Source organism: Candidatus Pelagibacter sp. Uisw_094, from assembly GCF_047729535.1.
Lineage (GTDB): Bacteria > Pseudomonadota > Alphaproteobacteria > Pelagibacterales > Pelagibacteraceae > Pelagibacter.
The window spans coordinates 564,026-588,596 of record NZ_CP159823.1 but is presented as its reverse complement, the minus strand read 5'-3'; the positions used below and the strand labels follow the sequence as shown (position 1 = coordinate 588,596).

Annotated in this window: 21 protein-coding genes and 1 pseudogene; all 22 read right to left on the bottom strand. The window is 28.2% G+C overall.

What is annotated here, in order from left to right:
- The 22 genes and pseudogenes from lpxA to nuoL all read right to left on the bottom strand — a co-directional run bounded on the left by lpxA (position 1) and on the right by nuoL (position 24,571).
- Positions 1-783, bottom strand: a complete 783-nt coding sequence (gene lpxA, locus ABXT72_RS03120) for an acyl-ACP--UDP-N-acetylglucosamine O-acyltransferase (protein ID WP_415279010.1) — start codon at positions 781-783, stop codon at positions 1-3.
- A complete protein-coding gene (gene lpxD / locus ABXT72_RS03115) occupies positions 780-1,760 on the bottom strand; it encodes a UDP-3-O-(3-hydroxymyristoyl)glucosamine N-acyltransferase (RefSeq protein ID WP_415279008.1) in 981 nt (326 codons plus the stop codon). The genes lpxA and lpxD overlap by 4 nt, the downstream gene beginning before the upstream one ends.
- Before the next feature lie 53 nt (positions 1,761-1,813).
- Complete coding sequence (gene fabZ, locus ABXT72_RS03110) at positions 1,814-2,266, bottom strand: 3-hydroxyacyl-ACP dehydratase FabZ (protein ID WP_415279007.1); 453 nt, start codon at positions 2,264-2,266, stop codon at positions 1,814-1,816.
- On the bottom strand, positions 2,267-2,788 hold the full coding sequence (locus tag ABXT72_RS03105) for an OmpH family outer membrane protein (protein ID WP_415279006.1): 522 nt from the start codon (positions 2,786-2,788) through the stop codon (positions 2,267-2,269). It lies immediately after the preceding gene.
- Positions 2,788-5,025, bottom strand: coding sequence for an outer membrane protein assembly factor BamA (gene bamA / locus ABXT72_RS03100; RefSeq protein WP_415279005.1), 2,238 nt, complete (start codon positions 5,023-5,025; stop codon positions 2,788-2,790). The genes ABXT72_RS03105 and bamA overlap by 1 nt, the downstream gene beginning before the upstream one ends.
- A gap of 7 nt (positions 5,026-5,032) precedes the next feature.
- Complete coding sequence (locus ABXT72_RS03095) at positions 5,033-6,199, bottom strand: 1-deoxy-D-xylulose-5-phosphate reductoisomerase (protein WP_415279004.1); 1,167 nt, start codon at positions 6,197-6,199, stop codon at positions 5,033-5,035.
- 1 nt (position 6,200) lies between these two features.
- A complete protein-coding gene (locus ABXT72_RS03090) occupies positions 6,201-6,779 on the bottom strand; it encodes a phosphatidate cytidylyltransferase (RefSeq protein ID WP_415279002.1) in 579 nt (192 codons plus the stop codon).
- A gap of 84 nt (positions 6,780-6,863) precedes the next feature.
- Positions 6,864-7,541, bottom strand: coding sequence for a polyprenyl diphosphate synthase (gene uppS / locus ABXT72_RS03085; RefSeq protein WP_415279001.1), 678 nt, complete (start codon positions 7,539-7,541; stop codon positions 6,864-6,866).
- Positions 7,538-8,089: a ribosome recycling factor gene (frr, locus tag ABXT72_RS03080; protein WP_415279000.1), complete on the bottom strand. Its 552-nt coding sequence runs from the start codon at positions 8,087-8,089 to the stop codon at positions 7,538-7,540. Before frr ends, uppS begins: the two co-directional genes overlap by 4 nt.
- Positions 8,090-8,941 carry a translation elongation factor Ts gene (gene tsf / locus ABXT72_RS03075; RefSeq protein ID WP_415278998.1) on the bottom strand — a complete coding sequence of 284 codons (852 nt, stop codon included), beginning with the start codon at positions 8,939-8,941 and terminating at the stop codon, positions 8,090-8,092.
- 1 nt (position 8,942) lies between these two features.
- Positions 8,943-9,765: pseudogene (gene rpsB, locus ABXT72_RS03070) on the bottom strand (30S ribosomal protein S2).
- A 129-nt stretch (positions 9,766-9,894) separates the two neighbouring features.
- Positions 9,895-13,311, bottom strand: a complete 3,417-nt coding sequence (gene dnaE, locus ABXT72_RS03065; protein ID WP_415278997.1) for a DNA polymerase III subunit alpha — start codon at positions 13,309-13,311, stop codon at positions 9,895-9,897.
- Positions 13,295-13,981 carry an ABC transporter ATP-binding protein gene (locus ABXT72_RS03060; RefSeq protein ID WP_415278995.1) on the bottom strand — a complete coding sequence of 229 codons (687 nt, stop codon included), beginning with the start codon at positions 13,979-13,981 and terminating at the stop codon, positions 13,295-13,297. The genes dnaE and ABXT72_RS03060 overlap by 17 nt, the downstream gene beginning before the upstream one ends.
- The gene (locus ABXT72_RS03055) at positions 13,974-15,206 is read right to left on the bottom strand and encodes an FtsX-like permease family protein (protein WP_415278994.1); all 1,233 of its coding nucleotides are present in this window, start codon (positions 15,204-15,206) and stop codon (positions 13,974-13,976) included. Before ABXT72_RS03055 ends, ABXT72_RS03060 begins: the two co-directional genes overlap by 8 nt.
- Positions 15,203-16,537, bottom strand: coding sequence for a proline--tRNA ligase (proS, locus tag ABXT72_RS03050; protein WP_415278993.1), 1,335 nt, complete (start codon positions 16,535-16,537; stop codon positions 15,203-15,205). The genes ABXT72_RS03055 and proS overlap by 4 nt, the downstream gene beginning before the upstream one ends.
- Before the next feature lie 2 nt (positions 16,538-16,539).
- Positions 16,540-16,785 (bottom strand): DUF1467 family protein, encoded by a 246-nt coding sequence (locus ABXT72_RS03045; RefSeq protein WP_168606347.1) that lies wholly within the window; start codon positions 16,783-16,785, stop codon positions 16,540-16,542.
- Entirely contained in the window at positions 16,786-18,441 is a 1,656-nt protein-coding gene (locus ABXT72_RS03040) for a ribonuclease J (protein WP_415278991.1), read from the bottom strand.
- A gap of 2 nt (positions 18,442-18,443) precedes the next feature.
- Positions 18,444-19,190, bottom strand: a complete 747-nt coding sequence (locus ABXT72_RS03035; RefSeq protein ID WP_415278990.1) for a type III pantothenate kinase — start codon at positions 19,188-19,190, stop codon at positions 18,444-18,446.
- Positions 19,187-19,750 (bottom strand): biotin--[acetyl-CoA-carboxylase] ligase, encoded by a 564-nt coding sequence (locus ABXT72_RS03030; RefSeq protein ID WP_415278988.1) that lies wholly within the window; start codon positions 19,748-19,750, stop codon positions 19,187-19,189. Before ABXT72_RS03030 ends, ABXT72_RS03035 begins: the two co-directional genes overlap by 4 nt.
- Complete coding sequence (nuoN, locus tag ABXT72_RS03025) at positions 19,750-21,165, bottom strand: NADH-quinone oxidoreductase subunit NuoN (protein WP_415278987.1); 1,416 nt, start codon at positions 21,163-21,165, stop codon at positions 19,750-19,752. Before nuoN ends, ABXT72_RS03030 begins: the two co-directional genes overlap by 1 nt.
- The gene (locus tag ABXT72_RS03020) at positions 21,165-22,658 is read right to left on the bottom strand and encodes an NADH-quinone oxidoreductase subunit M (RefSeq protein ID WP_415278986.1); all 1,494 of its coding nucleotides are present in this window, start codon (positions 22,656-22,658) and stop codon (positions 21,165-21,167) included. The genes nuoN and ABXT72_RS03020 overlap by 1 nt, the downstream gene beginning before the upstream one ends.
- On the bottom strand, positions 22,658-24,571 hold the full coding sequence (gene nuoL, locus ABXT72_RS03015) for an NADH-quinone oxidoreductase subunit L (protein WP_415278985.1): 1,914 nt from the start codon (positions 24,569-24,571) through the stop codon (positions 22,658-22,660). Before nuoL ends, ABXT72_RS03020 begins: the two co-directional genes overlap by 1 nt.

The following is a 24,571-nucleotide window of genomic DNA, read 5'->3' as shown; positions in this document are numbered from 1 at the left end:
TTATTTTGAATATGGTGTGCAAATGGGTCTTTTTTTATCTTTCTCTAAAAAATTCACTACTTCTAATACAAGCTCATTCTTTTTAAAATCCTTATCTAAATTAATCAAATTTTGAGTTAAATTTTCATCCTTAAAAATTTCTTTATAAGCATTACTTAAAGTCATAATTTCTTTATTAGGAATATTCATTCTTCTTAAACCTATTAAATTTAATCCATGCAGAACATTTCGATTACCATGAGCTATTCCATATGGTATAACATCTCTTACAACTCCACACATCCCTCCTATCATTGCTGATTTTCCAACTCTAGTGAACTGTTGTACAGCTGAGTTACCTCCAATTATAACGTTACTTTCTATGTGTGCATGTCCACCTAAGGGGACATTGTTTGCTAAAATAACATTATCTTCGACTAAACAATCATGTGCTATGTGCGAAGAAACCATAAATAAACAGTTATTTCCTACTTTAGTTAATCCACCACCGCCTTCAGTACCAGGGTTAATAGTTACATATTCTCTAATTTTATTATTGTCACCTATTTCAAGTTTAGTTTGTTCGCCATTAAATTTTAAATCTTGAGGATCATTTCCAATTGATGCAAATGAGTAAAACTTATTGTTTTTTCCAATTTTAGTATGTCCCACAATGCTTACATGAGATTGCATTATTGTATTTTCTCCTATTTCAACATTGGGACCAATTACAGTGTAAGCACCGATACTAACATTCATATCAATTTTTGCTTTCGGGTCTATAATTGCTGTTTTGTGTATCATTTATTGTCTTTTAAAAAATCTCTAATATTTTTTGCTGGATATCCCATTACTTTTGAATTATCAGAAATATCTTTTATCACACCACTACCGCCAGCTATTTCTACATTATTACCAATTGTTAAATGACCAGAAATACCAGCTTGTCCACCAATTCGAACGTTGTTACCAAGGATAGAGCTACCAGCAATCCCTACCTGTCCTGCTATAATAGAATTTTCACCAATTTTAACATTATGTGCAATATGAACCTGGTTATCTAAAAATGTGTTTTTACCAATCACAGTATTTGACATAGAGCCCCTATCAATAGTGCAACCACATCCAATTTCAGAATTTTCACCAATTATAACAATTCCGATATGTGGGTATCTTAAATTTTTTTCATTAATAGGAAAAAAACCAAACCCATGTTTACCAATCACACAATTATCTAAAACACTAACGTTATTATTAATTAATGAATTTCTTAATATTACATTTGATCCTATTGAGCAGTTATCTCCAATTGAAACATTTTGTTCAATAATAGTATTGTGACCAATTAAACAATTAGATCCAATTGTAACATTGTTGCTAATCAAAACATTTTTTCCAAATTTAACTTTATCTTTAAATTTTGTTTCAGTTATATCTTGTACTGTATAATCGAAGTAGTCATAAATTGAACTTGGGTAAAATTTTGATGTAACTTTAGAGGTTGATACTAAAACATTCTTAACAATTAATGATTTACAGTTTTCAGGTAATTCATTTTTTAAACTTTCAGTTGTTATACAAAAAGAGGCTTTAGTATTTTTTGCAAGATGCTTATACTTTTTAGAATGAAAAAAAGTTATGTCATTTTTTTCCGATGTAAGCAGATCTTTTATATCAGTTATTTTTTGATCATTATCAATTTCAAGATCATCAATATTCATCAGCTGCAAAATATCAGAAATTTTAAAAGGACCACTGTTTTTAAAAAAAGGGTTAACCATCTTAACCTCTTTACCAAAGCAAATTAACCTGTGTTATCAAGATTTGTTGCGGATTATTTCTTATCAACAATAGTAGCTGACCATTGAGCATCAGCCATTTTTTTTCCATCAACAAAGGCATCTCCTTTGTATTTCCAAACTCTACCATGTGTTCTAATCGCTTGAATTTTTAATTCTAATTTGCAATTAGGTATAACAGGATTTCTAAATCTTGCTTTTTCTATACCCATTAAAAAAACTAATTTGTTATCATATGTTTCTTTATCTAAACCATGGGCAGTTAATGCTGCTGCAGCCTGACCAAAAGCTTCTACTATTAAAACACCTGGCATAACAGGATTATCAGGGAAATGACCTTGTACAAAAAAACTATCTTTTTTAACATAAACAATAGCTGTAGCTGAAAACAGTTTTTCAATATCATGCAACTCGTCGATTAATAGCATTGGCTCCCTATGAGGAAGTAAATTTGCAATTTGTTTTTTATCAAGAATCTCTTTTGTCATTTATTTAATCTTAAATTCTTTAACTTCTGAATTTACAATCATAATAACATCATCTGTAATGTCTAGTTCTGTTTTAGCAACAACTAGATCTTTTTTTTGTAAAATAATAGATATGTCTTTATCATTAGAATATTTAACTAAAATTGGGTTAATCAATATTAGGAGATTATTAGTGCTATCTACTTTTAATTTGTTAAAGTTTCTAATCATTTCATTTCTATTTCGATTGTAGTTTTTAACTTCAGACTTCAATTCATCTAATTTATTTTTAAAGTCAGTGTCAGAAATAATATTTTTTTGTGAAATCAATTTTATTTCTTTTTCTTTAAATTTTTTTTCTTCTCTTTTTAAAAATTTCAAATTTTTATTATTGATATCTGCTAATTGTTTTAAAATTGACGAACCTGAATTAGATACTGAGATAACCTTATCCATATTAATAAATGCTATTTTTTGTTCAGAAAAAGCTTGATTAGTAAAACATAAAAACACAACTAAAAAAGATGAAAATAAGATTTTCATTAAAAAGTAGTACCCAAATTAAATCTGAAAGATTCAGTTATATCATTTTTACCTTTAGTAATTGCCTCAGATAAGGAAAAATTTAAAGGTCCCACTGGTGTAAAAAAATCTACAGCAATACCAACAGATGATCTAATTTTGCTTTCATCATTTAATGCTGAATTATAATCTATACCCCAAATATTAGCAGCATCAAAAAAAATAGAAAAATTTGTGTTTTGTGAATTTGGCATTATTTGTGAAAGAGTTGTTGCTATATTTATTGTGGCTGCATAATTTCCACCAATATAATCAGTACCATCCTGTGGACCAACTTTTCCAGATTCAAATCCTCTTAGTTTATTTGCTGGCAAATATAATCTATCAGAAAGTTTAACATCTTTGCCACTTAAAGAATTTGTAGTTTTACCAAAAAAACCAATAGAAAAAATATTTTCATCAAGCCATTCGTTGTAAATCTTATAATCGTAAGAATTGGTTAAAGAATAACTTTTACTAATTAATGGGATATTTTGCGTAAACCTACTAATATAACCTTCTGACGTTTGGTATCTTTGATTCCTTTTATCATAACTAAAAGTATGATTAAAAAAAGTATCAAAATAAGAACCTTCTTGTTTTTTCATACTAGCAGACGCTGTGCTATCAGTATCTAGTTTTTCAACATAAGTTGATATTCCTGTATTCCAGTAAAGGTTATCATAAAATTCAAAACCACTTCCAACCGAAAATCCACTTTTATTTGACTTATATCCAAAATTTTTAAGGCTATCAGTAATTGAACTTTCCAATGAGGCATTTAATGATCTATTAGACCCTTTATAATTTGGGTTATTCATAGATACAATTCCCTTTAAACTTTCGGCACTAACTGTAATGTCTGATGAAAACTCTACACCTCTACCAAGAAAATTATTTTCTGACACACCAAAAGCTACAGTTCCTCCGCTAGTACCAACACCAGCTCCTGCCATAATTTCTCCTGTAGGCTTCTCTTCAACAATGATATTAATTATTTTTTTATTTTCATTTTCAGCATCAAGAATTTCTGCTTCAACTTTGCTGAAAAAATTAAGTGATCTTAAATTATTTAAAGTTCTAGTTTGAAGTATTTCATTAAAAGCATCTCCTTCATCAACTAACAGATTATTTCGAATTACCTCTTCTCGTGTTATATTATTACCCATGATATTAATTTTTTGTACATAGTACTTTTCTGACTCGCCTATATCAAATGTAAGGTTAATCAAATTATCCTGTATATTCTCTCTTACTGTAGATTTTAAAAATTCAAATTGTTCATTTAAAACAATCTTATCAATTTCTTTTAAAATTCTATCTATAGAGTTTAATGAATAATTTTTTCCTTTAAGTTCTTTAAATATTTTATCTAATTGCTCAAAATTAACACGCTCATAATCGACAGGAAGATTAAGAATGAACTCGTTAAAATAGAATTTTTTTCCTGACGAAATATTATAAACTACTTCAAACTTATTATTACCAAGATAATTAGCAAATGACGACTGGATAACAACATCGAAAAAACCTTTATTTTTGTAAAAATTATCTAATAGTTTTTTATCATAATTAATTAAATTTTCGTTTAAATATTTCTTACCAGAAAGAAACTTCCAAAATTTATATTTCTCACTAAGAATTATTTTATTTAAAGTGCTGTCTTTAAATTTTTTATCACCAATAAAAGAAATTTTTGAAATTTTAGATTTTTGACCAAGATTTATTTTGTAAAAAAGGTCAATCTTATTACCACCTAAATCTTGATATGAAGATGTAACTTTTGAAAAATAATAACCTTCATTTTTAAGGAAATTTAATATGGCAACTTCGTCTTTTTTGAGAAAGGCTAAATTGTAGGGGAATCTATTTTTTAAAGATAAAATTTCATAAACAGATTCTTCAGTCTTCTTTCTTTTGATTCCTTCAATGAAAACAGTTTGAATTATAGGATTTTCTAATACCTCAATAATTAGATTATTGTTTTCAATTTTAACTGTAACGTCTTTGAAAAAGCCAGATTTATATAATTTCTTTAAAATTTCATTTATAGAATTTTCATTTAAGGCTTTGTTTTCTTGAATTTCTGAAAAAACTAATATTGTTTCATTCGAAATTCTCTCATTACCATTAACAATAATATTTCCATAATTATTTGAATAAGCTGAAAAAGTTAAAAAAATAAAGAATAAAAAAAATTGAAAAAAAAACTTAAACATAGCGAGTTTATACACGCATGGTGTCAATTTTTAAACTTACATAATCAGCTAAATTGTTAATTTCTTCAATATTTTTTGGTTTAATTGATCTAAACTTCTTGAATTCAGCAGTAGTAGATATTTTTAATAATATATTGGATATATCGGTAAATTTAATCCTATTATTTAAGAAAAGTTTCACCAATTTATCATTTGCACTAACAATAATAGTCTCAAATAAAGAATCTTTTTCACTAAGATTGTTAAGAATTTTAACTACTGGAAATCTGATATAATCAATTTTTTTGAGATTTAGATTATTTAAAGCCTCAATATCAATATCTTTTGATTTAAGTTTTTTATCAGTGTCAAAATAAATAGAATTAAATATGGGGATCGTCATACTAGTATCGTGCACTAAAAGTTTTGACAAACCATTATTAAACTTAACAATTGCGTGCAAGTATGACTTTGGATGAATCAGTATTTCAATCTGACTATAATTTAAATCAAAGATTTTTTTTGCCTCTATAATTTCAAAAACCTTATTCATCATGGTAGCAGAATCAATTGTAATTTTTTTTCCCATTGACCAATTAGGATGTTTTAAAGCATCTTTAATAGAAATATCTTGAAATTTTTTTAATGATAATTTTCTAAAGGGTCCACCTGATGCAGTTATATAAATTTTTTCAAAGTTATTTTTTTTATTATCATTAAGAATTGACCAAATAGAAAAATGCTCAGAATCTACTGGAATAAAATATGTTTTATATTTTTTCAAATCTCTTTTAATCAAATTCCATCCACAAATAATCGATTCTTTGTTTGCTATTGCAATAGTTTTAGTAAATTTGATAATGTCTAGAGTTGGTTTTAATCCTTGAAAGCCTGAAATAGCACACATTGAATAGTCAATCTTTTTATTTATATCAAAAATTTTATTTAATGAATCGAAGTTTTCATAAACTTTGATTTTAGAATTTTTTAAAAATTTTGTTGCCATTAAAAATGAATTATTATTTGTAATAATAATATTTTTGACATCGAAAAATTTAGCTTGTTTAATTAATTTCTTATAATCTTTATTTGCTGTAAGTAATTCTATTTTAAAATTTCTTTTATCACCATTAATAATTTTTAATAATGATGAACCAATAGACCCTGTTGATCCAAAAATTGCTATTTTCTTCATTCTAAATAATTATAAACAAATAAATCCCAAGTGGAATTGCAAAAATTATACTATCAATTCTATCTAAAATACCTCCATGACCAGGTAATAAATCACTAGTATCCTTAACTTTTGCTTTACGCTTTAGAAGTGAAATAAATAAATCTCCCAACTGTGAAGTTAAGGATATTATAATTGTTATAAACAATATGCTTGGTAAATTTTGATCGATTAGACCTGTATTAAAAAAAGGAATCAGTAACATTGAAAAAATAAACGATCCTATAGATCCAGATATTGTTTTATTTGGACTAATTTTAGTAAGTTTTTTACCTTTGAATATTTTTCCAAAAACAAGTCCACCTATATCAGACATTATTGCGACCATAATTGAGTATAAAAGATAGATCTTAAGATTAAAATATTCAATTTCTATAGCTAAGATCAAATAAACTAATCCCGATAGGTAAATTAAAGATAGTGTTTTATAGAAAAATCTAAAGAATCTATCATTTAAAATATTTTTTTTTAAAATTTTTGATATTAAAGCGTAAAACTCAATCCATGATATAATTGCAATAATAATTAAAGAAATGATCATTATATATGTGTAAAAAAACATTCCCATTATAAGAGAAATAAGAAATATTGAAGTAACAATTCTTTTTTTTTAGGTTTGAACTCATTAAATTGAACCAAAATTTCTTTTAAGATTTTTAAACTTATTTAGAATTTTACTAAAATCGTTAACATTAAAATCTGGCCATAATTTTTTTTTAAAAAATATCTCTGTATAAGATAATTGCCAAAGTAAAAAATTACTTAATCTATGGGTATCACCTGTCCTTATCAATATATCAGGATCTGGAAAATTTCTTGAATATAAGTTGTTATTAATATTTTTTTCATTTATTTTTATTTTTTTTTGTTTAATTTTTTTTATTGCACTAATTAATTCTGTTTTCGAACCATAGTTTAAAGCGATGTTAACATTTAATGATTTTTTTTTAATAGTTTTTTTTTCAGATAATTTAATTATTTTTTGAAGTTTTGTGGGTAACTTATTTAGATCGCCAATAAATTTAAGTTTAATATCTTTTTTAGCAATATTATTAATCTTATTTTTTAGAAAATTTTCTAATAATTTAAATAAAAAAATAATTTCATTTTGAGGTCTTTTCCAATTTTCTGAAGAAAAAGTATAAAGTGTTAGAAACTGAATTTTATGGTGAATGCATTGATTGATAATTAGATCAACAGTATTTAGACCTGCTCTATGACCTGCGTTTCTTGATTGTTTATGTTTTATACCCCATCTACCGTTTCCATCCATAATGATGGCAACATGTTTAACTGGGTTCATATAGTCATTATTTCTTTTTCTTTAGTTTCGACTTTAGTATCTATAGTTTTAATATGTTCGTCAGTAAATGTTTGTACTAATTTTTCATTTATTTTTTCATCATCTTCACTGATTTCTTTGTCTTTAACTAAACTTTTTAAATCATCATTAGCTTCTCTTCTAATGTTTCTGATTGAGATTTTACACTTTTCACCCATAGATTTAATTAACTTTTTAATTTCCATTCTCCTCTCTTCATTTAAATCTGGTACTGGTAATCTAATTAATTGACCATCAATTTGAGGGTTTAAACCTAATTCTGATTTTTTTATTGCAGTATCTACTAGCGGAACATTATTAAGGTCCCAAACTTGGATATTAATTGTTCTAGCATCAGGAGTTGTTATGCTAGAAACTTGGTTTAAAGGCATCGGCTGCCCATATACATCAACTTTAACAAGATCTAACATTGAGGCGTTTGCCCTTCCAGTTCTTAGTGAGGTTAATTCTTTTTGAAAAACCTCAATAGTTTTATCCATCTTCTGGCTGTATGTTTTGTGATTAAACATTTATTCACCTATCTTAATTCTAAAAAAATCATTAATCTTTAAGTCAGGTATGTTAAGTTCTTTTACAATATCTTGCACTTTCTTTTTAGGCTCCATAACCCAGGATTGTGTTAACAAAGCATTTTCTTCTTTAAATTTATTTATTTTACCTAAGCTAATTTTTTGTGCAATTTCCGCAGGCTTTCCTGAATTTTTTAACTCTTCTGCAACAAGATCATGTTCTTTTTGAAGTACACCTTTGTCAATCAAATCTGAGCTTAATGCTAAAGGATTTGATGCTGCAATATGCATTGAAAGTTGTTTACCAAAAGCTTTAACATCATCACTGTCATCAGAGGTACTTAGTGATATTATGACTGATAATTTAGATAAATTATCTTTAACTACAGTATGTAAATAATTAAAATTTTTAGAACCTGATTGGTTAAATGTCTTAGCTTTACCAATTGTTATCTTTTCACCCATTTTTGCAATTAACGCAACAAGACTATCTTCAACCGCTTCACCGTTTGTCATTACTGATTTATTAAGTTTTTCTAAATCAGATGAATTTTGATTATTTAATTCACTTAATTCTTTTGCAAAAGATACAAAATCATCATTCTTTGCAACAAAATCTGTTTCACAATTAATTTCAATAACTGATATTTTACTTTCATCTCCAGAGGTTGCAATAACACCTTCTTTAGCGTCTCTTGACATTTTTTTTGAAGCTTTAGAAATTCCCTTAACTCTTAAAATTTCAGCTGCTTTATCTAGATCACCACCAGACTCTTTAACTGCCAAGTTGCAATCTTTAAATCCAGCACCAGTTGCTTCACGTAATTGTTTTACTTTTTCTAAATCACTCATATTAATTTAACTTTTCTTTATCTTTTTTTGAAAATTTAGCATCTAACTTTTCTCTATCAATTTCTTGGATAGTTTTTGATGACACATCTTTTACTTTAGTCTCACCTACTTCAAGTTTTTCTTCAGATATTGATGGAGTAGCTTTTTTTGCATTTTCAATAGTTTCTTTTAGTAAGTTGCAATAAAGATCAATAGCTCTTCTAGCATCATCATTTCCAGGTATTGGATAATCAATTCCATCAGGATTTGAGTTGCTATCTAATATAGCACAAATTGGAATACCCAATTTAGATGCTTCTGCAATTGCCAAAGATTCATAATTAGTATCAATAATAAAAACTAAATCTGGAATCTTTTTTCATTTCAGAAATTCCACCTAATGCTCTTTCTAATTTATCTTTTTTGACACTCATCTTTAATAGTTCTTTTTTTGTAAAGCCTCTATTTTCCGCAACAAGATCAGCCTCATACCTTTTCATTTTTTTAATTGATCCTGAGATTGTTCCCCAGTTAGTTAACATTCCACCTAACCACCTGTAATTTACAAAGTATTGCCCAGTTTCTTTAGCAACTTCAGCAATAGCTTCAGATGCTTGTTTTTTTGTAGACACAAAAAGAATTTTGCCGTTATTGGCAATAGTATTGTAAACTTTTTCCAAAGCTACATTTGTTAATTCTAATGTCTGTGTTAAATCAATAATGTGAATTGAATCTCTTTTTCCAAAAATGTATTGTTTCATCTTTGGGTTCCATCTTAAAGTCTTATGACCTAGATGAACGCCTGCTTCTAATAGTTGTTGGATAGTTAGACTTGGTATTTTCATATTTATTCCCGGTTAAGCCACCACAGTAATTTCCATTTAAGGACCGGAGGTATAAAACCACAAACTGTGTGCGTGTTAATTTAATTTAAGAGTTATTTACAAATTATTTATAGAACAAACAAGTCTTTTTTAATGAATAATGGTCGAAATATCATTGTTTCTGAGGATATTGATAGTTTTCCTGTCAATAAGACGCCTATTTTTTAGTTTAAAGCTAATGTCATTTTTTTCATCGTTAATATTTATTGTTACCTCAGTTGTACCCTCCTCATCCACTAAATCTGATATTTTATCAATGTCTTTAATTGACTTGATGTTAAATACAATTTCATTAGCAGGTTTATTAAAGAGATCTTTAAGAGAAGCTATTTTTTGAACATTTATTCTTTTAGATTTGTTCTCATCTTTGGAAATGGTTTTGATCAAGGTTATGATTAAAGAACTACCCTCAATTAAAACCTCTCTGTTCAATTCCAAAATATCAGAAAAAATAAAGAGCTCAAAAACACTAGTTAAATCAGTGAACTTAATAACACCATACGAATTACCTTTTGCAGTTTTTCTTTCAGTGATCTTTAAAAGTGTAGCTGCAATATTTCCATCTTTTATAGTATCGTCTAGATTAAATTTTACATAATCAACTATTTTGTAGTCATCAAAAATTTCTTTAAATTGATTTAAAGGATGGTCAGATATAAAGAAGCCAACAGCCTCGAATTCGCTTGATAATCGATCTTCAAACTTCCAATCTTCGATATTAAGAACTATTTCATTATCTTGTTCTTCATCAGAACTAAAAAGATCAATTTGATTTGCTGCTTTATTTTCATAAATATTTTTTGTCTTTAAAATAAAATTTGGAATTGAATTAAATAATGCTTGTCGATTGTTATCTATGTTGTCAAAAGCTCCTGCTTTAACTAAACCTTCTAATTGGAGCTTATTAATATCTTTAGGGTTAACTCTATTTAAAAAATCATTTATAGATTTAAATTCACCATTTTCTCTTCTTTCTTTAACAACGTTTGAAATTGCTTCGTAACCGACACTTTTAATTCCACCAAGTGCGTAATAAAAATTATTTTCATCAAATTGAAAATCTGCAAAACACTTGTTAATATTGGGTCGTATAACTTTAATGTTAATTCTTTTAAGCTCTTCGTGAAATTCACCTAATTTATTTTGGTTTGAAATATCCATTGTCATGGATGCAGCAAAAAACTCTTTAGGATAATAAGTTTTTAAAAATGCTGTTTGATAAGAAATTATAGCATAAGCAGCTGCGTGACTTTTATTAAACCCATATTCGGCAAATGGTTCTATTTTTAGAAATATGCCTGCTGCAACATCTTTGCTAATTCCATTTTTAAGAGCACCAGCAATAAATCCTTGTTTCTGCTTTTCTAGTTCAGCTCTTTTTTTTTTACCCATAGCTCTTCTTAAAATATCAGCCTCACCTGCGGTAAAACCTGAGAGTTTTTGTGCAATTTGCATGACCTGTTCTTGATAAATAATAACTCCATATGTAGGTTTTAAGATGTCTTCAAGTAGAGGATGCAAATAATCAGGTGTTTGCCTTCCATGTTTACAGTCATTGTAAACTGGTATGTTGCTCATCGGTCCCGGACGATAAAGAGCAACTAGTGCAATAATATCTTCAATATGGTTGGGTTTCATCTGTAATAATGCATCACGCATACCGGCACTTTCCACCTGAAATAACCCAACTGTATTACCAGAAGACAAAAGTTCAAAAACTTTTTGATCATTAAAGTCAATATCTTCAATTTTGAAATCTTTAACTTTTTTGTTAATCAACTTTTGTGTTCTATTAATTACCGTTAAAGTTTTTAATCCTAAAAAATCAAACTTAATTAAACCAGCATTTTCTGCTGAATACATATCAAATTGTGTAGAAGGTAATAATAAATCTGCAGATGCATCTTTGTATAAAGGTACAACTTCAGTTAATTTTCTATCTGCAATTACGACACCGGCTGCATGAGTTGCTACATTTCTATTCAAACCTTCTAATTTTAAAGAAAGATCAGTTAATTTTTTTACACGAGGATCTTCATTAACTAATTTTTGAAGTCTTGGTTCGCTGTTAATGCACTCCATTAAGCTTTGAGGTCTTGAGGGATCAAAAGGTATCATTTTTGAAATACTATCAACAAAACCATATGGTAAACCTAATACTCTACCAACATCTCTAATAACCATTCTTGCTTTTAATTTTCCAAATGTAATTATATGGGCAACACTATCTTTATATTTTGTGGTTAAATATTTAAAAACAAGATCTCTTTTTTCCTCACAAAAATCTATATCAAAGTCAGGCATTGACACACGGTCAGGATTTAAAAATCTTTCAAATATTAAATTAAATTTAATTGGATCAACATCTGTAATGGACAGACACCAAGCAACAAGTGAGCCTGCTCCAGAACCTCTACCCGGTCCTACCGGGATATCATTACTCTTTGCCCATTTAATGTAGTCAGATACAATCAAGAAATAACTAGGATATTTCATTTCAATTATGATCTTTAACTCATGATCTAGTCTGTCTTTATATTTTAAAAATTTATCATCAGATTCTAATTTATTTTCTTCAATTTTAAAAACTTTGAGAAATTTTTCTTTCAATCCGTCTAATGAATCTTTTTTAAGTATTTCATCAGCACTACCTCCTTTTTCAGAACTAATGTTTGGAAGTACAGGTTTGGAAAATTGAGGTCTAAAATTACATTTAAATGGCAAATTGAAGTTATTTTCTAAAGCTTCCGGAAGATCAGAAAATAGTTTTGACATTTCTTCATTCGATTTAAAGTAATGCTGGTTACTATATTTAATTCTATTCTTTTCATTAACATAAGTTTTAGAACCAATGCAAGTTAACGCATCATGAGCTTCATGCATGTCAGGTGTTAAATAATAAACTTCATTAGTAGCAATAATTGGTATTTTAACTTTTAAAGATTGTTCTAAATTAAATTTTTCAAAAGCAATTTCATTTTGATCACCGTGTCTTTGGATTTCTAAATAAAAATTATCATTAAATTTTGATGATAAACTCTTATATAGTTTTGATATTTCGTCTAAACGACCTTTTTCAAATAATTTACCAAATAAACCTTGAATAGTTCCAGAAAGTAAGGACACACCCTCCGTATCAATTAAAAGTTCCTTAATATCTAAATGAGGATCTGATAAAGCATCATTTTCAAGGTAAGATCTTGAGGAGAGTTCTATGATTTTCTTATATCCGTTTTCGTTAAGAGCTATCAAGGGTAATAGTCCTGTCGTATCTTCAAATTTAAAATAAATTTGAGTACCAATAATTGGTTGTGTACCAACCTTAGAAATATTTTCAGCAAACTCCAATGCACCACTTAAATTAGATGTGTCTGAAAGACCCAAACAAGATATTTTTTTTTCTTTGCAAAAATCTTTTAAATTATCAATTTTAATAGCTCCTTCACAGATTGAATACTGTGTGTGAATTTTTAAATGATTAAAATTTTGATTATTTAATTCTGGCATTGATAGTTCTTATATTACCATCAATCATTTCTAATTTGCAATCAGCCATATTTGCAAAAAATCTATTGTGAGTTGCATAGATTATTAATCTATTTTTATTTTTCAAATTGTACAAAACATTAAAAACCTCTTTTGCAGTAGTGTGATCTAAACTACCAGTAGGCTCGTCTGCTAATATAATTTCGGGCTCATTAATGAGTGCTCTAGCCATTGCAATTCTTTGCATTTCACCCCCTGATAATTCTGAAGGAAAATGTGACTCACGTGATGAAAGACCCATTGTTTTGATAATTTTTTTAGCTCGATTGATTGAATTCTTTTTTTCATTAGTTAAAGCTAGACCGGCTAAATAAACATTTTCTAATGCAGTAAAATCTGGGAGTAAATTATTTTGTTGATAGATAATACCAATTTTACTTGATCTAATTTTGTCATTTTTTGAATTATCATTAAAATTTATTAGTGTATTACAGATTAACAAAGAGCCAGTAGTAGGTTTATCTATCATTGATAAAATATTTAGTAATGTAGATTTTCCTGATCCAGATGGACCAACTAGAGAATAAATTTTACCTTTTACAAAAGAATAATTGATTTTTTTTAAAACATTTATTTTTCTATTGTTAGAAAAAGATTTTGATATGTTCTTTAGAGATATTAAATTATTCATACTTGAGTCCTTTAACCGGGTCTAATTTTGAAGCTTTTATTGCAGGAAAAATTGAAACAATAATTGTTATAAAAATCGAACAAAGAGAAATAATAAAAATTGATGTCGGGTTGATTTCTGAAGGCATTTTGCTTAAAAAATAAATCTCCTCAGGAAACAAACTAATATTAAATGTATTGCTTAAAAACTCTCTCAAGTTTTCTATATACAATGAAAACATTACACCTAAAAAAATTCCAAAGAAAGTTGCTGTAGTTCCAATAATAACTCCAACAAGAAAAAATATCTTAACAATGGATTTATTTAGGACACCGATAGACTTTAATATAGCTATATCTCTTGTTTTATTTTTAACCAGAATTGTAAGCCCAGAAATAATATTAAAAGCAGCCACTATAATAATTAAAGATAAGATTATAAACATTACATTTCTTTCAACCTTTAATGCAGAAAACAATGAACTATTCATATCTGCCCAACTATATACAAATTCATTTTTGAATATTTTTTGAATTTTATTTTTTTCTTCTTCAATATTAGATGGGTTATTCAAGTAAATTTCTAGGTTACGCTTTTCTTTTTTAAAATTAAAAAAGTTTTCTAGTGTGTCTAGGTTTATGAAAGCTATGTTGGCATCAAAATCAGCTAAACCACTATCAAAGATTGAACTAATAATAAAAGTTTCTTGTCTAGGTAAGCTTCCTATAATCGTTTCTATGCCTACTGGAGACATAATTGATACTTTATCACCCACACCAAGATCTAAATTAAAACTTAATTCTTTACCTATTGATATCGAATTCTTTATTAATTGATTTGATTTACCCATTAGGTTTCCTTTTTTTACAACATCAAGTTTTAGAAAATTTTCACTACTGTAACCTCTTAAAATTAAGCCTTTAGTGTAGTCTTTGCTAATGACAATTGCTTCACCAGAATTACTAAGTATTAACTCTCCTGAAATTAATTTTAAATTTTTATTATTTAATTGTTCTAGATTAATAGGGCTCTCATATGGTTTAACAGTAACATGAGCATTAAATCCTACAATCTTATTAATTAACTCAGTTCTAAAGCCATTCATAACGGACATCACAATAATTAACACCGCAACTCCTAAGCTAATTCCAATAAATGAAAAAATAGATATTATATTTAAAAAACCGTCTTTTTTTCTGGTTTTTAGATATCTGAGTGTAATTTCTTTTTCTAATGCAGAAATCAATTTTTTAATTTTTGTTCAGTTAAAATTTGAGTTATTTGATCTATGGTTAAACTTTTAGGATCTTTTCCAATTTCTTTAAACTCTAATAAATCACCATCTGATTTTTTTCCTAAAATTATTTGATAAGGTACTCCTATCAAATTAAATTTTTTAATTTTTGATGAAAGATTTTCATCCATATCATCGATAATTGTGTCAATATTTTTACTTTCAAAATGTTTAAAAAGTTTATTTGCTTTGTCTAATGCCGATATGTCATTTTTATTAATCATGGGTATTATGGCTAGCTCATATGGGGCTACAGAGAATGGCCATTTCATTATTTCTTCTTTTTCATCATATTTTGCTTCTATAATTGCACCAACTAATCTTGATACACCAATTCCATATGATCCCATTTTAACAAAATCTTTTTTACCACCTGGAAGATCTACAGCTGCATTTAAAGCTTTTGAGTACTTATCTCCAAAATAAAAAATGTGACCTACTTCTATACCTTTTGTAATAAGTCTATTTTCTTCTGATACTTTTTCTTCAAATTCATCTTTATTAAATTTTTCATCAGCTACAGCGTAATATTGTTCATATTTTTTTCTTAGGTCTTGTAAAGATTGTCTATCCATTACAGATCCTTCACTGTCTAAATCAAAAACTCTTTTATCTGTAAAAATTTTACTTTCACCAGTATCTGCTAAAATAATAAATTCATGAGAAAGATTTCCACCAATTGGTCCTGTATCAGCTGCCATAGGTATTGCTGAAAGTTCTAATCTCTTAAATGTTTCTAAATATGAGAAAAAAAATTTATTATACGAGAAAATTGCATCTTCATCATTTACATCGAACGAATATGCGTCCTTCATATAAAACTCTCTGCCTCTCATTATTCCAAACCTTGGTCTAACTTCATCTCTAAATTTCCATTGTATGTGGTACAATAATTGAGGTAATGATTTATAAGATTTAACACTTGATCTAAATATATCGGTAACCAACTCTTCATTTGTTGGTCCATAAAGCATTTCTCTACCTTGGCGGTCTTTAATACGAAGCATTTCATCTCCATAATCATCATAACGACCACTTTCTCTCCAAATATCACTAGGTTGGATAGTTGGCATAAGTATTTCTTGAGCACCAATTTTGTTCTGTTCTTCTCTAACTATTTGTTCAATTTTTTTCATCACTTTAAAACCCAATGGTAACCAAGAATAAATACCCGCAGAAGATTGCTTAATCATTCCTACTCTGAGCATTAATTGATGTGATTTAATTTTTGCTTCTGATGGGTTGTTTTTTAATATTGGTATGAATGATTTTGAAATGTACATTTTTAGCTAATTATATATCTTAAATTTAAATATTCATATTTTATCAATAAATAAATTATCACGAAAATAACAGTTGTAATACCAGTACAATAAATAAATTTTTTTAACATTTTAGGATTTTCTGGAGAACCAGCGTCTTCACCTTCAATTTTGACGGATTTTAGTCTATTTACATCAATTGGAAGAATTGTAAAAAAAACTATCCACCAGATAATAATGTAGATTATAGCTAGACCTGTTGCACTCATCTAGATTCTTACTAGATTGATATTTATAAATGGTCTTTTACCAGTCAATTCTTTGGCACATTTTCTACATGTAATTTTTAATGCATCAATTAAATTATATTCTTGTTTTTTGCTTTTTATAGAAAAGGTTCTAGTTGTTTTTTCTATTGCCTCTTCTAATTCATAGATGAATTCATCAGCATCATAAATAGGCAACCCTCTAAAGGTTAATACAGGTCTTTTATGAATATTACCCTTTGCTGTAATTAAAATAGTAACCTCCATATATCCATTAGCAGCTATATTTTTTCTATCTTTAATTGATTGAGCATCTTCTTCGACACTCATATTTCCATCTAAATAAAGTCTACCACTTGGAGCTTTATCAAAAACATGCGGTTTACCTGGGGCTAATTTTACAATATCACCGTTTTCTACTTGAACCGGGTATGGAACTTTCATTTCGTGTGCGAATTTCATATGTTCAATCATATGTCGGTGTTCTCCATGAACAGGGACTGCACATTGAGGTTTAACCCAATCATACATTTCTCTTAGATCATCTCTATTCGGGTGGCCAGAAACATGAACAAATTCACTTTCCTCTGAAATAACTTCAATACCATCCCTAACTAATTGATTTTGTAATTTGTATAATTTTTTTTCATTACCTGGAATAATTTTAGATGAAAAAATAACAGCATCATCTTTTTCGATGAATACATCTGGATGAGTATAGCTTGAAATTCTCATTAGTGCTGCCATCGGCTCACCCTGACTACCAGTACAAAGGTAAACTATTTTTTCCCTAGCAATTTTTTTTGCTTCACGTGCATCTATAGGTTCAATAACATTTTTTAAATAACCACATTGTCTTGCAGCTTTAAATATTCTATGCATAGATCTTCCTACTAGGGATATTTGTCTACCAGTTTTTTCTGCACAATAAAAAGCTGTTTCCATACGTGCAACATTTGATGCAAAAGAAGCCATAACAATTCTTTTTTTAAGGCTACCCATAATATTTAATAAACTTTTTCTAACATCTAGCTCTGAACCAGCTTTTCCCATACTAAATACATTTGTTGAATCACAAACCATAGCAAGGACACCTTCTTTACCAATTTCTTTAAGTCTGTCAGAATTAATTTTTTCACCAATCAAAGGTTCTGGGTCAATCTTCCAATCTCCCGTATGTAATATTACACCTGCAGGGGTTTCAATTCTAAGACCATTAGGTTCAAGAATTGAGTGAGTTAACGTGATGTACTCAATTTTAAAAGGATCTAAATCTACTGTTCCATTTAATTGAACTATTTTTAGATAATTAGTTGCGTCGATATTCTTTTCTTTAAGTTTTTCTTTTATTAAAACTGCAGTAAATGGGGTTGCAAAAATTTTACATTTTAATTGAGGCCAAAGATGTGCAATTGCTCCTATGTGATCTTCATGTGCATGCGTTAAAATAATCCCTAAAAGGTCTTCTTTTTTATCTACAATAAATCCAGGGTCGGGGTAAATCAGATCAATTCCTGGTAAGGTGTCATCAGCAAATGTAACCCCTATGTCAACCATGATCCATTTATGTTCGCCTGGTTTTCCGTAGGCAAACAAGTTCATATTCATGCCGATTTCTCCTGAGCCCCCTAAAGGGCAAAATAATAGTTCATCTTTCATATTTATTTAATTAAAGTGGTGGCTCTGATTAGGCCGTTAATTGTAATATCTTTATTTAATGTGACTTTCGTTTTTGTTGAATTTTTGAATAAATTAGAAAATCCTCCAGTAATTATTATTTTAAAGGACATCTTGGTCTCTTTCTTAATTAAATTAACAATATTGTCAATTAAACCCTCATAACCCCAAAAAAAACCTGCTCTAACTGCACTAATAGTATTTAAACCAACAACTTTGTTCGTTTTTTTTAAACTAATCTTTGGAATTTGCGTTGCTTTATCCGTCAACGTATCAAGTGAAAGCTTAACACCAGGTGCAATAACACCACCATGATAGGTATTTTTAATCAAAACATCAAATGTTGTAGCGGTCCCAAAATCTAAAATTATAAAGTTATCTTTGTTATTAATAACGCTAATAGCGTTTGCCAATCTATCTGAACCAATTTGTTTATAATTAACCTTAATCTTAATCAATTTATTTAACTTAAGTTTCTTGAGCTCATGACACTTAATTTTATAAGTTTTATTAAAAAAACTCTTAATTTCATTAAATGATTTTGGAACAACACTACAAAATAAACATTTATCAATTACTTTATTTTTTAAACTTAAAATAGCTAAAGATTTTCTAAGCAAAGGATAATTTATCTTTTTTGTTATTAGAGTAACTCTTTTAATAATTATATTTTTAGAGTTTACCAAACAAATTTTAGTTTCTGTATTACCTATATCACCAACAATAATCATTTTAAATTTCTATCTATATTTTTTATATTAAATTTAGGAAATAAGGGAATAAAAGTTTCATAAATTTTTTTTAGTTTTAAAGCTGCATTATTAGGAGTAATTTTTACACCAGTTAAATCAAAAAGGTTTGTAGTCAAATAACCTTTAATAGAAGGACTCTTAATCAAATTTATACCTATGCCAACTATAATAAATGTTTTGCCTGATTTGGATAATGTTTCCTGTAAAATCCCTGAAATTTTCATATTATTTATTAATAAATCATTTGGCTTTTTAACCACAATTTTATCTTTATAAAAAGTTGATAATAATTTTTTTACCAAAAGACAGTTTATTTTTGTCAAATTATACAATGATAATTGAACCATGTTAACTTGGAAAAAAATACTAACAAATAAATTTCCCTTGAATGAGGTCCATTTTTTCCCATATTGACCTCTTCCTCTTTTCTGTTTCTCAGCGATTACAATTCCTGATTTATTGTTAGTTTTTTTAATTATCTGAAATGCTCTATCGTTTGTACTGTTTATGATTTTAAAATTAAACTTTTTTAACTTCATTAAATTATGTTAATTCTAGATACAATTTCCACCAGCTTGCTAGGAAAAATAAAGTACAAAAGAATTAACAATGTTGAAAAAGTTAATGATATTTTCAGCCAAATACTATGATCTGTGTCATATTTTTCTTTTTCTTCATCAAAATAAATAACTTTAATTATTCTTAGATAATAAAAGGCAGCAATCACAGTTGATAATAAACCAACAATTGCTAGAAAATACATTGATTGTTCAATTACAGACTTAAATACATAAAATTTAGCAAAAAAACCTGCCAACGGTGGAATACCTGCTAATGAAAAAAGTATAACGAGTAAAGACAAAGATAAAACTGGATGGTTTTTTGACAGTCCAGATAAATCATCAATAGTTTCAAAATACTGATCATTTCTTTTCATCATAAATAAACAGCTGAATAAACCAAGATTCATTACCATGTAAATAGAAATATAAACTATAGACGATTGAATACCTTCATTTGTCCCAACAGAAAGTCCTGCTAAAGCGTAACCAATATGACCAATAGAGCTATACGCAACTAATCTTTTTAAATTACCCTGCCCAATTGCTGCAACAGCTCCAAATATCATCGAGGCAATAGATAAAAAAATTATGATAGGTTGCCATTGGTCAATCATGTTAAAAAATGGAACATACAAGAATCTAATAAAGACAGTTAAAGCAGCAACTTTGGGAACTATTGCAAAAAATAATGTTACAGATGTAGGAGATCCTTCATAGACATCTGGTGCCCACATATGAAATGGTACAGCAGATATCTTAAAAGCCAATCCAACTAGGATGAAAACTATTCCAAATGTTAAGCCATAATGAGTAGAATCCATTGAATTTCCAATAATATTAAAATTAGTTGATCCAGAAAACCCATAGATTAGAGAGCAACCATAAAGCAGTAAACCAGAAGAAAGTGCACTTAATACAAAATATTTAAGACCTGATTCAGATGACTTTAATTGATCTCTATTAAACGATGCCAAAACATACAAAGCTAATGATTGTAATTCAAGTCCAATGTAGAAAACCATTAGATCATTAGAACTAATCATAACCATCATTCCTAAAATAGAACAAAGAATTAAAATTGGATATTCTATTAAGAAAATTTTAGATATTTTTAAATATTTTGTTGAGATTGATAAAACAAAAGCTCCTCCTAAAATTGTAAGAATTTTCATTAAAGATGAGAGGTTATCAATTACATAGCTATTTCCAAATAAAGTTACAGGGGTATCAAAAGGATTATTTAATATTAAAATTACAGTAATTAGTAAAAGCCCTATTGAAAGATTGTGAATTAAAGTTGAGCCATTTTTCTTAAAAACACCCAAGATTAATAAAAACATTATTGATAAAGAAATAAAAATTTCAGGGGAAATAAAATTTAAATCATTCATTATTTTTGTACCTCAGTACCATACATATTTAAGTTAAAATTATACATTTCAATTAAGTCATTTACCGATACTTCAATTGTATTAAAAAGAGGTTCCGGGTAAAAACCAAAAAATAATACTGGTATAGCTAAACTCCATAAAATAAATTTTTCTGAATAATCTAAATCGGGTATTTTTAACAGATCTTTGTTTACTAAATTTCCAAAAACAACTCTTCTATATAACCATAACATATATGCAGCACCAAAGATGACTCCAAAACTAGCAATAACTGCTACTAAAAAATTATCTTTAAATGCACCCATTAAAATTAAAAACTCTCCTATAAAGCCACTTGTTCCAGGTAATCCTAATGCAGCTAGAGTAAACAGCATAAATAGAATTGAATATTTGGGCATTACAGAAACCAGGCCACCGTAAGTTTTAATTAATCTTGAATGCATACGATCATAAACTACACCGACACATAAAAATAATGCTGCCGAAACAAGTCCATGACTAATCATTTGGATTATACTTCCTTCAATACCCTGTTGAGTGATCGTAAAAATTCCTAATGTTACAAAGCCCATATGTGCCACTGAAGAGTATGCTATTAATTTTTTCATATCTTCCTGCATTAGGGCAACTAGAGATGCATAAATAATTGCAATTAAACTAAGCGTATAAACCAATGGAGTAAATAATTCAGAGGCCACAGGAAACAAACCTAAGGAAAATCTAATAAAACCATAACCTGCCATTTTTAAAAGAATAGCAGCCAGTAGAACAGATCCGGCAGTTGGAGCTTCAACATGCGCATCAGGTAACCAAGTGTGAACTGGCCACATAGGTGTTTTGACTGCAAAAGAACTAAAAAAAGCAAGCCACAATAAGTTTTGATATTTTGTGTCTATACCTAATTCATATAGTTGTACTATATCGGTTGTACCAGCGATCCAGTAAATTGAAATTATTGCAACTAGCATTAAAACAGAACCAAGTAAGGTATATAAGAAAAATTTAAAGGCAGAATAAACTCTTCTTTCACCTCCCCAAATTCCAATAATTAAAAACATAGGAATTAATCCCGCTTCAAAAAATAAATAAAATACAACTAGGTCAAGTGAACAAAAAACTCCAATCATTAAACTCTCCATTACCAATATGGCAATAAGAAAATCTCTTAACCTTACTTTAATTGTGTTGTTAACAGATATTATACACAACGGAGTAATAAGTGTTGTAAGAATTATGAATAAAATTGAAATTCCATCTATACCTACTTTATAATTAACAAAACCTCTTAACCATTCTCTATTTTCAACAAATTGAAATGTTGATGTGGACGGGTCGAATAAATACCATAGATAAATTGAGATTAAAAAATTAACAAAAGAGGTGAACAAAGCAACATATTTTCCTGTATTTGAATTTTTATCTTTTGAAAATAATAAAAATAAAGCACCAATAGTTGGTAAAAGAATTAAAGATGATAAAATTGGAAAATTCATTAGTGTAAAATTAGAAATGTTAATAATGCAGAAAGACCAATCAATATCATAAAGGCATATTGATAAATAAACCCACTTTGAAATTTACTGGCTCTTAATGACAAGTTTTTGATTAGTAAGGAAAGACCGTCCGGTCCAAACCTATCAATAATTTTTATATCAATTATTTTCCAAAAGAATAATCCTATTTTTTTTGAAGATTGGATAAATATGATGTCGTATAATTCATCAAAGTACCATTTATTGACTAAAAAATTATATAAAGGTCTATTAGATTGAACAATTTGATTAGGTAACTCTTTATTTTTTACAAATAAATAATAAGCAATTGGAATAGATAAAAGGACAAGAATGGGAGTAATCAAAATAATCCATAAAGGTGGGTGATCTGTACTTAATGGAATTAGAAATTTAATAGATTCTCCCCAAAAATTATTTTCACCACCATGACCAATAAATAAATCTTTAAATAAAAATCCTGCAAAAATTGCACCAACTGCTAATACAATCAAGGGTATAAGCATAACCAAGGGAGACTCGTGCATTTCTTCAATTTTTAATTTTTTATTGTTATACGATCCATGAAATGTTTTAAAAATTAATCTCCACGAATATATTGAGGTAAGTAAGGCTGTTAAAATACCAACTCCAGCAGCGTAATAACCAACTGTATTACCTCTAAGGTAAGCAAATTCTATAATTGCATCTTTTGAATAAAAACCAGAAAGAAAAGGGAAACCTGTAAGAGCTAATGTCCCAATAATCATTAAGATCCAAGTATATGGTAGTTTTTTATACACAGCTCCCATTTGATTAATATCTTGCTCATCCTTAAATGAATGAATTACCGATCCTGATCCTAAGAAAAGCAATGCCTTAAAAAATGCATGAGTAAACAAATGAAACATTGCCACATTATAAGCACCAACACCGGCAGCAAAAAACATATAACCTAATTGACTACATGTTGAATAAGCAATTATTTTTTTAATATCTGTTTGAACTAAAGCTACTGTTGCAGCAAAAAAAGCAGTTGTCATTCCAACTACGGTAATAATATTTAAAGTTAAAGGAGAATATTCAAAAATTGGAGAACATCTAACAATTAAAAAAACTCCTGCTGTAACCATTGTAGCAGCATGTATTAATGCAGATACAGGTGTAGGACCTTCCATTGCGTCAGGTAGCCATGTGTGTAAAAGAATTTGTGCTGATTTACCCATAGCTCCAATAAATAAAAGGATGCAAATTAGATCAATGGCCTTGATTTGTATTCCTAAAAATAATAATTCTTTATCAACAATTTGTGGAATTTGCTGAAATACCTCAGAGTAATTGACGGTACCAAATAGGTAAAAAATTAAAAATATTCCTAAGGCAAATCCAAAATCACCTACTCTATTTACTACAAAAGCTTTTATAGCTGCTGCATTTGCTGAATCTTTTTTATACCAAAAGCCAATTAAAAAATAAGAACAAAGACCTACGCCCTCCCATCCAAAAAATAATTGAAGAAAATTATCAGATGTAACCAACGTTAGCATTGCAAATGTAAAGAGAGAAAGATAGGCCATAAATCTTGGTTTATGTGGGTCATGGGACATATAACCAATTGAATAAATATGAACTAGTGAAGAAACTAGGGTTACAACAACAAGCATTACTGAAGATAACGCATCCACTTTAATGGACCAATTCACATCAAGCGTTCCTGAATTAATCCAAGTGGCAATAACTACATTGTTTGCATAACCATTAACAATGACTTGATAAAATAAAATTAAAGATAACAGTGCTGAAATCGAAACAAATATACTTGTTATTATCTCTGAATTTCTATCACCTATAAATTTGCCAAAAAAGCCAGATATAATAGATGCTAATAGTGGAAGAAATAATAATGCAAATTCCAT